The organism is Alteromonas sp. S015 (assembly GCF_036864485.1).
In the GTDB taxonomy this organism is placed as follows: Bacteria; Pseudomonadota; Gammaproteobacteria; order Enterobacterales; family Alteromonadaceae; genus Alteromonas.
The window spans coordinates 502,734-517,171 of sequence record NZ_JAZETO010000001.1; the positions used below are offsets into that span (position 1 = coordinate 502,734).

10 protein-coding genes are annotated in these 14,438 nt (G+C 44.6%); 3 read left to right on the forward strand and 7 right to left on the reverse strand.

What is annotated here, in order from left to right:
* The first annotated feature begins 61 nt into the window (after window positions 1-61).
* Window positions 62-1,573 carry an apolipoprotein N-acyltransferase gene (gene lnt / locus V7R42_RS02160; RefSeq protein WP_334018598.1) on the forward strand — a complete coding sequence of 504 codons (1,512 nt, stop codon included), beginning with the start codon at window positions 62-64 and terminating at the stop codon, window positions 1,571-1,573.
* A 112-nt stretch (window positions 1,574-1,685) separates the two neighbouring features.
* Entirely contained in the window at window positions 1,686-2,984 is a 1,299-nt protein-coding gene (locus tag V7R42_RS02165; protein ID WP_334018599.1) for a Xaa-Pro dipeptidase, read from the forward strand.
* 217 nt (window positions 2,985-3,201) lie between these two features.
* Here V7R42_RS02165 and pta read toward each other — a convergent pair whose 3' ends face one another.
* Both pta and V7R42_RS02175 read right to left on the reverse strand, forming a co-directional pair.
* Window positions 3,202-5,343 (reverse strand): phosphate acetyltransferase, encoded by a 2,142-nt coding sequence (pta, locus tag V7R42_RS02170; RefSeq protein WP_334018600.1) that lies wholly within the window; start codon window positions 5,341-5,343, stop codon window positions 3,202-3,204.
* A gap of 44 nt (window positions 5,344-5,387) precedes the next feature.
* Complete coding sequence (locus V7R42_RS02175; RefSeq protein WP_334018601.1) at window positions 5,388-6,569, reverse strand: acetate kinase; 1,182 nt, start codon at window positions 6,567-6,569, stop codon at window positions 5,388-5,390.
* 391 nt (window positions 6,570-6,960) lie between these two features.
* On the opposite strand from V7R42_RS02175, the gene V7R42_RS02180 reads away from it, so the two are divergent.
* Window positions 6,961-7,410, forward strand: coding sequence for an Hsp20 family protein (locus tag V7R42_RS02180; protein ID WP_334018602.1), 450 nt, complete (start codon window positions 6,961-6,963; stop codon window positions 7,408-7,410).
* Window positions 7,411-7,517: 107 nt separating this feature from the next.
* Here the strand turns inward: V7R42_RS02180 and V7R42_RS02185 are convergent, their stop codons facing one another.
* The 5 genes from V7R42_RS02185 to carB all read right to left on the reverse strand — a co-directional run bounded on the left by V7R42_RS02185 (window position 7,518) and on the right by carB (window position 14,429).
* The gene (locus V7R42_RS02185; RefSeq protein WP_334018603.1) at window positions 7,518-7,910 is read right to left on the reverse strand and encodes a DUF3224 domain-containing protein; all 393 of its coding nucleotides are present in this window, start codon (window positions 7,908-7,910) and stop codon (window positions 7,518-7,520) included.
* Between the two features lie 92 nt (window positions 7,911-8,002).
* Window positions 8,003-8,542, reverse strand: coding sequence for an NUDIX hydrolase (locus V7R42_RS02190; RefSeq protein ID WP_334018604.1), 540 nt, complete (start codon window positions 8,540-8,542; stop codon window positions 8,003-8,005).
* Between the two features lie 10 nt (window positions 8,543-8,552).
* Window positions 8,553-10,403, reverse strand: a complete 1,851-nt coding sequence (locus V7R42_RS02195) for a hypothetical protein (protein ID WP_334018605.1) — start codon at window positions 10,401-10,403, stop codon at window positions 8,553-8,555.
* Between the two features lie 210 nt (window positions 10,404-10,613).
* Window positions 10,614-11,090 (reverse strand): transcription elongation factor GreA, encoded by a 477-nt coding sequence (greA, locus tag V7R42_RS02200; protein WP_071814334.1) that lies wholly within the window; start codon window positions 11,088-11,090, stop codon window positions 10,614-10,616.
* A 117-nt stretch (window positions 11,091-11,207) separates the two neighbouring features.
* Window positions 11,208-14,429 carry a carbamoyl-phosphate synthase large subunit gene (carB, locus tag V7R42_RS02205; RefSeq protein WP_334018607.1) on the reverse strand — a complete coding sequence of 1,074 codons (3,222 nt, stop codon included), beginning with the start codon at window positions 14,427-14,429 and terminating at the stop codon, window positions 11,208-11,210.
* Window positions 14,430-14,438: the final 9 nt, after the last annotated feature.

The window sequence follows — 14,438 nt, forward strand, 5'->3', positions numbered from 1 at the left end:
TTTGAACCTGCTCACCCTTTGTTGTCATAACAATCCTATTAACCACAATCAGATGACTCCTATGCTGAAACGGTTTATTCCCCACCTACTTCTATTGTTAAGCGGTGCAAGTTTAACGCTAGCTTTCGCTCCCTTTAACATGTGGCTTCTAACTATTCCTGCGTTAGCACTGGCTATCCGGCAGGTCATAAAGCTCAAACATCGCCCATTTTTAGCCGGATGGCTATTTGGTGCGGGATGGTTTGGGGCTGGTATAAGCTGGGTTCATGTGAGCATTGCCGACTTTGGCGGGCTTCCCATTGCGGCATCTATTGGTATTATGGCGTTACTATGTGGCTATTTATCACTTTATCCTGCGCTTGCCACCAAGCTAACCGCTAAGTATTTTTCCCCTTATTTATGGCCAATGGCATTACCTCTTTTCTGGGTTGCTGCTGAATGGCTAAGAAGCTGGATGCTAACCGGCTTTCCGTGGTTGTCTTTGGGCTATAGTCAGCTAGAAAGTCCGCTGTCTGGCTTTGCGCCAGTCATCGGCGAAACGGGAATAAGTGCCCTTATTGTTATGAGCGCCACTCTGTTTGCACTAATACACAACAAACGCTCCTTTGCTAACGCTATGTTGGTAGTGCTGTGTTTATTTACCAGCGGTTACCTTCTCAAACAACATACTTGGGTGACGCCTAAAACAACGTACTCCATAGGGATGGCCCAGGGCAATATCGCACAAAGTTTGCGATGGGTGCCAGAGCAAGATGGCCCTACCATGGACACCTACTGGAAATTAACTGAAAGCTTATGGGATAACGATCTTATCATTTGGCCTGAAGCCGCCGTGCCCAAGTTAGAACCACTAGCCCAACCTTATCTTGCTAAAGTCAACGAAAGAGCCTTTCAAGAAAACACCGCACTTATTACCGGTATTGTTAACTATAACTGGGAAACAGACGAAGCGTGGAACAACCTTATTGTTCTTGGCAAGCGCACGTCAAATGCCGCTTTTCCCGACTATCAATATTTCCACAACAATCGATTTTCTAAGCACCACCTTTTGCCTGTAGGGGAATTTGTGCCTTTTGAAAACTGGCTTCGCCCACTCGCTCCCTTGTTTGACCTCCCGATGTCGTCCTTTTCTCGTGGTGATTATCAACAGGCTAACCTCGAAGCTAATGGCATTCGCCTTGCCCCTGCTATCTGTTTTGAAATTGCGTTTCCCCATCAAGTAATGGCAAACGTATATGAAGATACTGACATGATCATAACCGTGAGTAACGATGCGTGGTTTGGACACTCGCATGGGCCTGCTCAGCATTTGCAAATTGCACAAATGCGCGCCCTTGAGTTAGGACGCCCTGTCGTTAGAGCAACAAACAACGGGATTACAGCCTTTATAGACCACAAAGGTGTAATCACATCACGCCTGCCTCAATTCATGGAAGGCAATATTTCAGCGCCAGTTGTCGCAACCAGCGGGTTTACACCGTATTACCATCTTCAAGAGTTGGGCGTTTGGTTTATAGTAATTATGCTATTTATGTGTGCGTTGTACCTGAAGCGGAAGCAAAAATACCAGTAAAAGGTCAGCGTACTCTTAGCATAACACTGAATAATAATACTAACTCAATGTAGGTCATATTGGCTTAACTGCTTAGACAAATGGTCAATGCGCCCTAGTTAAGGAAATGCTTGTGAACTGGGTTTCTCTTTTTTCAAAAAAACTACTCACCTTCTCTTTTACCGCCATTGTTTGCTCTACTGCTGTTATAGCAGAGACAACGGTAATTACTGCTGACCGTATGATAGATGTTACTAACGGAAAAGTTGTACAGCAGGCAGCTGTTATTGTGACAAACAATGTTATTACCGCTTCAGGTCAACTTAAAAACCTCGCGCTACCAAATGAAGCAACACGCATAGACTTAGGCGATGCCACGCTAATGCCAGGCCTTATGGATATGCACGTACACTTAACCAGTGATGCAACACGTCACGGGTACAAACGTTTAGAGGTATCACTGCCTCGCGCGGCTATTACAGGTGTTAAACACGCTAAAGCAACGTTAGATGCGGGCTTTACCACCGTGCGCAACGTGGGCGCGCCAGGTTTTGCTGATGTTGCGTTACGAGACGCCATCAACGCCGGCGATGTTGAAGGACCGCGCATGTTTGTAGCGGGGCCGAGCCTAGGCGTTACGGGTGGCCATTGTGACAGCAACCTTTTACCCTATGAGTATGATAATTATAGTGAAGGCGTTGCTGATGGCCCGTGGGAAGTACGCAAAAAAGTACGTCGCAATATCAAGTACGGTGCTACTGTAATCAAATTCTGCGCTACAGGTGGCGTGTTGTCTAAAGGCACAAAAGTAGGTGCACAGCAGTACACATTCGAAGAAATGAAAGCACTTATTGATGAAGCCCATTTGCGCGGTTTGACTGTAGCGACTCATGCTCATGGCACTAATGGCATTAAAGCAGCAATTAAAGCCGGTGTAGATTCAGTAGAGCACGTAAGTTTGCTTGATGACGAAGCGATAAAGTTAGCGAAAAAGAACGGCACGTACTTCTCTATGGATATTTACGTGACTGAATATATTCTGGGCGAAGGAGAGAAAGCCGGTATTTTAGAGGAAAGCCTGAATAAAGAACGAATTGTTGGCAAAACACAGCGCGAAAACTTTGAGAAGGCAGTGAAAGCCGGAGTCAATATGGTGTTTGGTTCTGATGCAGGGGTTTATCCACACGGTGATAATCCTAAGCAGTTTGCCCGAATGGTGAAGTTCGGTATGACTCCCATTCAGGCTATCCAAGCGGCTACTATCAACCCTGCCCGCTTACTGAAACAAGAAGCTACGCTTGGTAGTTTGGATAAAGGTAAACTGGCTGATATCGTCGCAGTGCCCGGCAACCCACTAGATGATATGAGCCTGATGGAGAAAGTGGGCTTTGTCATGAAAGATGGAAAGATTGTAAAGCAGTACGCCATGTAATGAATGGTGGCTAACAATTAAAACTTTAGCTTGTAGCCCATAGATTGTAGCTTGCTTGTATAGCGCAGAGGATAATCACTAAGCAAGGTTAATAGCTTAACAATACTTCACCCTACAGCAGACTAAGAAACAAAAACGGCGCTAACTTCATGTGAAGTAGCGCCGTTTTTATTAGCAGTAACTTCCTTACAACTTGCAGGTAGTTGACGATATAAAGTTAAACGTTACCCGCCGCTTGTATTGCCGTAAGCGCAATCGTAAATACAATATCGTCAACCAATGCACCGCGACTTAAATCGTTGACTGGCTTTCTCATGCCTTGCAGCATTGGGCCAATACACACTAAATCAAAGCTACGCTGAACTGCCTTATAAGTGGTATTTCCAGTATTAAGGTCAGGGAATACAAACACGTTTGCTTTACCTGCAACAGGGCTATTCGGCGCCTTGCTCTTACCCACACTTTCAATCGCGGCAGCATCGTATTGAAGTGGACCATCGATAAGTAAATCAGGGCGGAGGCCTTGCGCTATTTTGGTCGCTGCTCTCACCTTTTCTACATCGCTTCCTGCACCCGATGAACCGGTACTGTAGCTGATCATCGCAACGCGAGGTTCAATACCAAACATTTGAGCCGACTCAGCTGATTGAATAGCAATATCAGCAAGCTGCTTCGCATCTGGATCTGGATTAATCGCACAGTCCCCGTAAACCAAAACTTGGTCGGGCAGTAGCATGAAAAATACTGACGACACTAAAGACGCATTTTCAGCTGTCTTAATTAATTGAAGTGCTGGGCGAATTGTATTCGCGGTCGTATTTACCGCGCCTGATACTAATCCATCCACGTCATCTTGCTGAAGCATCATCGTGCCCAGAGTCACATTATCTTCTAACAACTCTTGGGCAACTACTTCAGTCACACCTTTATGGCCGCGCAGCGCCACTAAGCTCTCAACATAGTCTTTTTTAATGGCTGATGGCGAGAGAATCTCAACGCCTTCGCTCAGTATGACACCTTGCTGTTCTGCTACCCGTCTAATCTCAGTTTCATCGCCTAGCAATACAGGACGCGCAAGACCCCGTTTGGCACAAATAGAGGCCGCTACCACGGTTCTTGGTTCGTTTCCTTCTGGAAGCACAATGCGCTTATTTACTTGCCTTGCACGGTTAGTTAGGTAAAAACGAAACGCTGATGGAGAAAGTTTTTTCTGACGCGACACTTTTTGGGTAAGTGAATTTACCCAGCTTGCATCTAAACTTTCCGCCGTGTGAACCATCACCTTTTCAATGCGCTTACTGTCATCTACTGGTACTTCCTGATTAAAAGCGTGAAGTGCTTGTGCTGTTTGCCACGTATTAGAATTTACCAGCATAACCGGTAAGCCCGTTTCCATGGCTTGGCTACACAACGCCATAATGTTCTCATCTGGCTGGTACCCACCGGTAAGCAAAAGCGCGCCAAGCTTCGTACCGTTTAACGCTGCCAAACAGCACGATACAAACACATCCCCGCGATCACCAGACATCACAAGTAGCGCTCCGGGTTTTAAGGTGTGCGTCATGTTGTGAATTTCTCGTGCACAAAACGTAACGCTGCTTAAACGTCGCTCAGCCAATTCGCCTTCGTTTAACAAGCTAGCATTAAGATGCTTTGCGACGTCTGTAGCACGAGGAGATACTAAATCTGCGCTCCAATCGATAGTACCAAGCAGACTCAACCCCTTATTAAAAATAGGTAGATCACGTAACGCTTGGGTTCGCTCTTCATCATGCTCAGGGGCTTCTATTGCGCCAATATCAGCGCGAAGGCGGCCATGTTCATCAAGCGGCGCATTAACCTTATTAAAGATACAGCCCACTACTTTCTTACTTTTATGACCGCCATAGGTGTCTACCACGATTTCAAGACGGTGATTGATATCAGTGATCGACTCGTTACCCGGCACAGCCACGAAAACAATGTCGGCATCTAGTGCCCGGCTAATTTCTAAATTCAGTCGCTCTGCATAAGGATGGTGGCGAGTGGTCACTAGCCCTTCAATAACAGTAACGGCCTCTTGAACACTGCTCTCTTCAAATCGTTCAATAATCTCTTCTAGAAGTTCGTCAGTGCTATCATTGCTAATCATTCTCTCTACGTATTCAAGCTCGAAAGGCGTAATAGGTGATACACTGGCGTGGTGTGCGATAATTGCTGTAGAACGCTCTTCGCCATTGTCGCCTTTTCGCGGCTGAGCCACAGGCTTGAAAAAATTGAGCTTTATACCTTGTTCCTCGATGGCACGAACAAGGCCCATGCTGACCGTAGTGAGGCCCACACTGGTGCCCACGGGAATCAACATAATTCTGCGAGACATAGTCACTCCTGTTTTTGCTAACGCTTTGACGTCGCTGGTCTAATTTATGCGAAGGTTGCAGCCTCTGCGGCGATCACCCATTCTTCATTTGTAGGCACAACATAAACTGCCGTTGATGCAGTATCAGCGGTAATTTTTCCACCTTGACCAAATCGCGCATCGGTATTCCTTTGCTCATCTAAGCTAATTCCAAAATGGGCGAAATACCCCATCGTTGTCTCACGAATAAGCGATGAGTTTTCGCCTATTCCGCCTGTAAATACAATAGCGTCTAACGTGGGCACGGCTACCATATAACCCGCGATGTATTTAGCTAAGCGATAGCAAAAGATTTCAATGGCCAATAATGCACCTTCGTGACCTTCAAGCGCCGCATCTTCAAGGGTTCGACAGTCGTTGCTCAACTCTGAAATACCAAGAAGTCCCGACTGTTTATTCAACAGATCGCTAATCTCGTCTGCGGTTTTGCCAAGTTTTTTCTGTAAGGTTCCAGGCAAACTCGGATCTAAATCACCACAGCGCGTGCCCATGACTAAGCCCTCTAGAGGGATAAAGCCAAGGCTTGTGTCTACCGCCTTACCTTTTTCAATAGCAGACACACTGCAACCATTACCTAAATGGGCGCTAATAATGCTGGTATCTGAAACTGGTTTTTCAAGAATTTTTGCCATGCTATCAAGAATAAACTTATGACTCGTACCGTGAAAACCATAGCGTCTTATACCGTGGTCGCGATAAAGCGACATGGGTAAAGCATAAATAAAGGCTTTTTTGGGTAAGGTTTGAAAGAAAGAAGTGTCAAACACGACTACGTGAGGCAGGTCTGGGTAAGCTGCTTGCGCCGTTACAATCCCCTTTAAGTTCGCCATGTTGTGAAGCGGCGCCATGCTTGCGTATTCTTCAATTGCCTTCAATACACTGTCATCGACAAGGGCAGCCTGCTTAAACTTTTCACCGCCATGAACAACACGATGTCCTATAGCAATGGGTTGAACACCGGTACTAGCAATAACTTCTGAAATCGCGTTAAGCGCCTCGGTATGCCCCGCGCCTTCGGTTAATGCGTGCTTTTCTTTTTTTCCGTTTAGCTTGTAAGACAAACTTGCATCACTATTACCTAGTGCCTCTGCAATTCCAGACAGCGCTGCTTCTCCCGTATCAGCATCAATTATCGCGAACTTTACGGACGAACTACCGCAATTTAAAACTATAACTTCTTTCTTCATTTTTTAATTTTACAAATAAAAGTGATAAGACATGGTATTTGACCAAATTGTAGCATTAATAAACAATTGAATTGGTTAAACAATTGCTAAATGTTTTATAAAAAACATCGCATACACTTAGTGTCTCCAAAATTTCTAGCAAAACGTATAGAAGCGAACGCCGTTCACTTAGGTCCTCATGAAAAAATACGAAAACAAAAACACATATAAATCATAATGTTATTATAAAATAGGCAATTATTTTAAAAAAAGTATATTTTTTTTCTTGAAAAGCAGTGAGCCCATTCCTATATATGTTTTGTCGGCGCTGAAAGGTCAGGTCGACAAAACAGCCGCCGCGAAGTCGGGGCATTCAAATTTTTACATATTGCTTAATTTTGAGGATATGACTATGCGTACTATCGATCTATCTCCACTTTACCGTTCATTCATTGGTTCTGATCACTTAGCGTCTCTTATTGACGCTGCATCTCGTGCTGAGAAGCAGAGCACCTATCCGCCTTATAATATAGAGCTACTTGACGATGATAAGTATCGTGTAACCATGGCCATTGCAGGCTTTAGTAAAGATGACGTTTCTATCCAAGTTGAAGAGAATACGTTAACAATTACTGGCACGAAGAAGACGGAAGCGGACGACAAAGAAAGTAAAGAACGTAAGTTCTTACACAAAGGCATTTCAGAGCGTAACTTTGAGCGTAAATTTCAACTTGGCGACCATGTAAAAGTGTTAGCCGCAGATTTGGAAAATGGCCTGTTACACATCGATATGGAGCGAGTCATTCCTGAAGCCAAGAAGCCTCGTCAAATAGAGATTGGTTCTCGTTTAATTGAAAATTAATAGTTAGTTTCTTGGTTTGTTTCCCAACTTTTAGCGGCGCCTTACGGCGCCGTTTTTTTTGAGTGGGCTTATCTAAAAACCAAGGTAAATTAATATTTTTCGACTATTTAAGAATTATCAACGTCAATAGTATACTCAGCTTTACCCGACTCACCTGATATGAACCTACCTCGAAGCGTTTTACCCATGAGCTCTCCTGTCGCAGCTTCTTCAACTGAGACAAACTCACTGCTTGCCACCCCGCTCTCAAACGTTCCGCTATGCTGAAAAGTAACAGTACCTCGCATGCCATTTATCACGCCAACAAAAGTTTCAAAACCTGTAAACTTAGCGGACATCTGAGATTGATAGGACATTAAAAACTCGACGCTCGACTCACCACTCATATCACCACTGTATGTCTGTTTTATGCTGGCGTGAGAAACCTTAATTCCCTCTGATCTTTCACTAAGAGTATCTTCGTCCCATTGAGTAATAGTAAAACTTCCTTTGAACGCCATAAGTATCTCTTTAAAAAATAAATAAAAATAAGGACTGTAAACCCTATCTTGCCAGCAAGAAAAAAAACAGTCAGCAAATTGTAACAGGGTGTTTAAATAATCCCCTTTAACATGGCTAAGCCCACGGCGTTACACGTGCTTGCGTCTTTTATCTCTCCATTTGTAATTTTTTCTTTTAATTCATTCAATTGAAGCGGAACGACGCGTAAATCCTCTTCTTCAACATCAAGTTTTTGCATGCCCTGTGTTAATCCTTTAGCCACGTAGATGTGATACCCCTGATTACAAAAACCATATGCCAAATATTGAAAGCCCACATGTTCCATTGACTCTGCGGTCAGCCCAGTCTCTTCTTTGAGTTCACCTTTTGCAAGCTCTAAAGAGTCGGCGTCGGGACTACTCTCCCAGGCACCTTGAGGGAGTTCAAGCTGTCGCTCTTTTATCGTATAGCGATATTGCTCAACCATGTACACCGTATTGTCTTCTATAGGTAGAATAATGGCGAAGTCCGGCTTTTCCACTACGCCATAAATGCCTTCGTTTCCGCTGCTACGACGGATCTTATCTTCTCTCACGCGAAGCCATTTATTTTCGTACACCACTTTTGAATCTATCGTTTCTATGTCAGCCATACGCCTACCGTCAATCAGTGTCTTTTTCGTTTCGAATAAAGCCTGCACTTTCTTCGGTTTCTTTAAGTGATAAACGCTCGTCAGTGTGTTTATTAAACGCTCGAGTCTGCTGGTTTACTTGATGAATAGTACTTGCGTTGGCTAAGTCTGATTCATTAGTGATAGACGCGATCGTCTCTCGTCCACGCAGGAACGCTTTAATCTCGTCAACAATTTCCTTCAATTCTCCATCGTTTTTGTTCATTCCCATAACAAAACGCGGTGCTTCTAAGTTGTTCATACCGCTAGTCGCAAATATTGACGTATTAATTCGGCTAGTAATTATCCACGGTGTGATACTGCTTCTCACTACGACATTTTCAGATCGAGTAGAATCATGGATAGCCATACCTGTTGAAACTCTCGACTCGGTATACGTGCCTTCGGTTTTCATGTACATGAGCAAAGAATTAAAGTTCAACTCTCCCCAAAACATATGAGATGCATTGTTTAAGATACTACCCGCCGCTCTGAAAGTAAGCCACGCAAATATCAACATGAATAAATTGTTTACCATCGAAAAGGCATTATTGAGCAATGCGCTGTTATCTACACCAATATTGATAACAAGATGAAGCAATTCAGCAAGCTGCACACCAGATGAGTAAAATAAGACTGCTGAAACAACTACGGCCACTTGTGCTATGGAACTTAACGCAACTTTAGCGCCTTTGGGCAATGTTACTCCCTCACTCAGGGTTGGCTGAGTTTCAATCAATAACTCCCCTTCAAAGCTTCCCTTTCCTTCAGCTTGCTCTTTAAGCTTAGGCACAAAGTCAGCATATATTCTGTTTGGGACTTCCTTGTAACGGCGATTGGCAAGCACGATATTTTCAATATTGATAAAGATCTCGTTGGGATGCACCGACTCTTGCATGTTTGCTCTAAATTCACTGACTTCGGTTTGAGGCGTCACCAAGTCCATGCGCTTTTTGAACAGTGGAAATAAAAGACCGATTACTACCCCTATACTGGTAAACAAATAGATAAAATTTAGCCATGCGCTAAAAAAGACGTGTTCTTCAGACCAGATTTTAAGTTGGTTGATGTTACTCCCCACCAAACCATCGAGAAACACACCTGCGCCAAGGGGAACGACTAATGCTAAGCCTATGATTACCCCAATGGACAACCCACCCGCTTTAGAAAGTTGAGAGTTTCCTTCGTTATGAATACCTTTTGCGGTGGATGTCCAGTTAGCGACAAAATAAATAAGCAGTACCAGTGAAAGAATCGGCATAACGACAATCTTTGCTACTTCACCTGCAAACCCATTGGTTACGAGAAAATATACGATAGCGTAGGTGACTAAGCCCACAATTAGTGTTGCGCCCATGGCTAAAATTTCTTGAGCAAGATGGCGCAACGGATAAGGTAGGAAAACAAGCTTTGGAAAAATACTGTGAACTAACCGAGCGAGCCAGCCTTTAGGCTCCTCGAAGGTATTATTTCGTCTACCCATAAGCATAGAGTGAAGTGATTCTTTCGAGTAAAGCAGGGATTTTTGCTCTGCTTGAGCGGCATCTTGTTCAGATTTTGAGAAATTATAGGCCAGTGAGGTTGGGACAGTTCTTCCTACAAAAAAGCGCATAAGCTGTAAGATACCTACCGCCGTATGGCGTATTCCTGATACCACTAAAACAAAACCTACCGCTAGAAGGGTATAACCTTTTACCTTGTTCGCTTCAAATATTGCCGGAACCGTGAAAACAACATAGACCGCCAACAATAATGTTAAGACACCACCCAGTGTTCTAAGCGCGCCTTCAGTCTTAAATGGGTTCTTTATCCCTAATGTCTGAGAACCAAAATCATAAGCCATGATGCATCCTTTCGAAAAAAAGGAAAAATCATACTTAGAGTAAGATGATTGAGCAATGATTACTTACGTGAATCTCTCCACACCGTAACGAAAAGGCTTAGTTACTGATAAAAAATATCAATAAATTAGCAAGGTATAGGAAAAGCAGAGAATAATTAAAAAGTATGGGATTGAATATAGCCAGCAGAAGGGATCTGCTGGCTGGCGTAATTAAATATACTCTACTTCAATGATCTCTACTTCAACTGCACCAGCTGGCGTTTGAATAGTTACCATATCATCAAGCTCTTTGCCTATTAGACCACGAGCAATAGGTGAATTAACCGAAATCAAGTTGTTCTTAATATCCGCTTCATCGTCACCAACAATGCGATAAGTTGTCTCTTCTTCGGTATCAACATTCAAAATAGTTACGGTAGTGCCGAAAATCACTTTACCGGTATTTTCCATTTTGGTGACGTCAATTATCTGTGCATTTGAAAGCTTGCCTTCAATATCTTGAATGCGGCCTTCACAGAAGCTTTGCTGCTCACGGGCCGCGTGATATTCAGCGTTTTCTTTTAAGTCACCATGTTCACGTGCTTCGGCAATAGACTCGATAATACGTGGGCGTGTTTTGGTTTTTAACTCATTTAATTCGTCACGCAGCATTTGAGCGCCGCGCGCTGTCATTGGATACTGACTCATGAATACCGTCTCACTTAGCTAGTAATTTAAACAGAAAAGTGCGCCGCGAAGGCGCACTTTTTATTCGTTCACACAAATGTAATATTGCTAGGATACCTCGTATCCTAGCGTATGTCATTAGTGTTTGAGTCTAGCGTGTAGTTCTTGAACTGACGCCACTTTATTGCGGTCATCAGCAGACTTTGCACGAATAGTTGCGAACGCAGCGTTCATCGTGGTCGTGTAAGTCACCTTGTTTACCAAGGCTTCACGACGAATGTACACTGAGTCTGTGATGGCTTGGCGACCTTCTGTTGTATTAATCAAATACGCGTATTCGCCATTTTTGATTGCATCAACAATATTAGGGCGGCCTTCAGACATTTTGTTCACCACCGTGCTCATAATGCCTGCATCGTAAAGCTCGGTAGCCGTACCGCGGGTAGCTTCAATGCTAAAGCCTGCTTCAACTAACGCTTTTGCTAGTGCAATCATACGAGGCTTGTCGGTATCACGTACTGAAATAAGCGCTTTACCTTGCTTAGGTAGGGGCGCACCAGCACCTAAGTTAGCCTTCGCATAGGCTTCTTCAAAAGTATCGCCAACGCCCATTACTTCACCCGTAGAGCGCATTTCTGGGCCTAACAGAGGGTCAACACCTTGGAACTTGGCAAAAGGAAGCACCACTTCTTTCACAGAGTAGAAAGGTGGGATCACTTCTTCTGTTACGCCCTGCTCGGCTAGGCTTACACCAGCCATGGCACGGGCAGCAACTTTAGCAAGAGGCACACCCGTTGCCTTAGACACAAATGGAACGGTACGCGCTGCACGAGGGTTAACCTCGATGAGGTATACTTCACCGTCTTTAATCGCAAACTGTGTATTCATCAGACCGACTACGCCAAGTTCAAGGGCCATGGCTTTAACTTGCTCACGCATCACGTCTTGAATCTCTTTTGATAGCGAGTGCGGAGGTAATGAACACGCAGAGTCACCAGAGTGAACGCCCGCTTGTTCGATATGCTCCATGATGCCGCCAATCACTACGTCTTTACCGTCACAGATAGCGTCGATATCAACTTCAATAGCATCATCTAAGAACCGGTCTAGCAATACTGGTGCGTCGTTAGACACTTTAACCGCTTCGTTTAGATAACGCTTAAGGTCTTTGATGTCATACACGATTTCCATCGCACGACCACCTAGCACGTAGCTTGGGCGAACCACTAGCGGGAAGCCAATCTCTTCAGCCATAGTTAGCGCTTGCTCAACGTTAGTAACCGTGGCATTTGCAGGTTGCTTAAGATTAAGCTTGTTTACCATTTGCTGGAAACGCTCACGGTCTTCAGCACGGTCAATCGCTTCTGGTGATGTACCAATAACCGGCACACCTGCCGCTTCTAGCGCACGAGCGAGTTTAAGTGGCGTTTGACCTCCATACTGCACGATAACGCCTTTTGGCTGCTCTTTAGCAACAATTTCAAGAACGTCTTCAAGCGTTACTGGCTCAAAGTACAGGCGGTCTGATGTGTCGTAATCGGTAGAAACTGTTTCAGGGTTACAGTTAACCATAATGGTTTCGTAACCGTCTTCACGCATTGAAAGCGCCGCGTGAACACAGCAATAGTCGAATTCAATACCTTGACCAATGCGGTTTGGACCACCGCCCAATACCATGATTTTTTCTTTGTCAGTGGGCGCTGCTTCACACTCTTCGTCATACGTAGAGTACATGTAAGCGGTGCTGGTAGAAAATTCTGCAGCACAAGTATCTACACGCTTGTAAACAGGAGAAATACCAAACCCGCGACGAGTTTCACGAATATCGCTTTCTGCCACTTTGGTTAGCTCAGCTAGACGCGCATCAGAGAAGCCTTTACGCTTAAGTGCACGCATAAAGTCAGCATCAATACTCGGTAAACCCAACTCTGCTACTTTTGCTTCAAGAAGAATAAGATCTTCAAGCTGTACAAGGTACCAGCGGTCGATATTAGTAAGGTTAAATACCTCTTCAACCGTCATGCCCATACGGAATGCATCACCGATGTACCAAATGCGCTCTGCACCAGGTTGACGAAGTTCATAAACCACTTTATTGCGTGATTCAGGGTCTTCAAGGTCAACCATTGGGTTCAAACCTGTTGCACCTACCTCAAGACCACGAAGGGCTTTTTGAAGTGACTCTTGCTGGTTACGTCCAATGGCCATCACCTCACCTACCGACTTCATTTGGGTAGTTAGGCGGTCGTTAGCACCGGCAAACTTTTCAAAGTTAAAGCGAGGGATCTTAGTGACCACGTAGTCGATAGACGGCTCGAACGACGCTGGTGTTAGACCACCGGTAATGTCATTTGCCAGTTCATCTAATGTATAACCTACCGCAAGTTTTGCAGCTACTTTGGCAATTGGAAAGCCTGTTGCCTTTGAAGCAAGCGCAGATGAACGGGATACACGAGGGTTCATTTCGATGATAACTACACGGCCAGTTTTCGGATCTACACCGAACTGTACGTTTGAACCACCGGTTTCAACACCAATCTCACGCAGTACAGCCATTGCGGCATTACGCATTAGCTGGAATTCTTTGTCAGTCAGGGTTTGTGCAGGAGCAACTGTGATAGAGTCACCAGTATGCACGCCCATTGGGTCGAAGTTTTCGATAGTACATACAATAATGCAGTTATCGGCTTTATCGCGCACCACTTCCATTTCGTACTCTTTCCATCCCAAAAGCGACTCGTCAATTAGAAGCTCGTTGGTGGGAGAAAGATCTAAGCCGCGGTGACAAATTTCATTGAATTCATCAATGTTGTACGCGATACCGCCGCCGGTTCCACCCATGGTGAAAGATGGACGGATAATACAAGGGAAGCCGATACGGCTTAACACATCGTGCGCTTCATCCATGCTGTGCGCGATTTCCGCACGCGGACACTCAAGGCCGATGTTTTTCATCGCTTTATCAAAGCGTTCACGGTTTTCTGCTTTATCGATGGCGTCTGCCGTTGCACCGATAAGTTCACAACCAAACTCTTCAAGTACGCCCTGCTTGTCTAGCTCTAGCGCACAGTTAAGTGCAGTTTGACCACCCATTGTAGGTAAGATGGCATCTGGGCGTTCTTTTTCGATGATTTTGCGAACCACTTCCCAGTGAATAGGCTCGATGTAAGTCGCATCTGCCATTTCTGGGTCGGTCATAATGGTAGCTGGGTTAGAGTTAACCAAAATAACACGGTAGCCTTCTTCACGAAGAGCTTTGCACGCTTGCGCGCCTGAATAATCGAATTCACAAGCCTGGCCAATAACAATAGGGCCAGCACCAATGATAAGAATACTTTGTATGTCGGTACGTTTTGGCATAGTTGGCTA

Bases quoted from the DNA above. Each gene is read 5' to 3' on its own strand.
- V7R42_RS02185 (WP_334018603.1), bottom strand. From the start codon at position 7,910: ATGGCGTTCAAAGGAAGTTTTACTATTACTCAATGGGACGAAGATACT.
- carB (WP_334018607.1), bottom strand. From the start codon at position 14,429: ATGCCAAAACGTACCGACATACAAAGTATTCTTATCATTGGTGCTGGC.
- pta (WP_334018600.1), bottom strand. From the start codon at position 5,343: ATGTCTCGCAGAATTATGTTGATTCCCGTGGGCACCAGTGTGGGCCTC.
- V7R42_RS02180 (WP_334018602.1), top strand. From the start codon at position 6,961: ATGCGTACTATCGATCTATCTCCACTTTACCGTTCATTCATTGGTTCT.
- V7R42_RS02195 (WP_334018605.1), bottom strand. From the start codon at position 10,403: ATGGCTTATGATTTTGGTTCTCAGACATTAGGGATAAAGAACCCATTT.
- lnt (WP_334018598.1), top strand. From the start codon at position 62: ATGCTGAAACGGTTTATTCCCCACCTACTTCTATTGTTAAGCGGTGCA.
- V7R42_RS02190 (WP_334018604.1), bottom strand. From the start codon at position 8,542: ATGGCTGACATAGAAACGATAGATTCAAAAGTGGTGTACGAAAATAAA.
- greA (WP_071814334.1), bottom strand. From the start codon at position 11,090: ATGAGTCAGTATCCAATGACAGCGCGCGGCGCTCAAATGCTGCGTGAC.
- V7R42_RS02175 (WP_334018601.1), bottom strand. From the start codon at position 6,569: ATGAAGAAAGAAGTTATAGTTTTAAATTGCGGTAGTTCGTCCGTAAAG.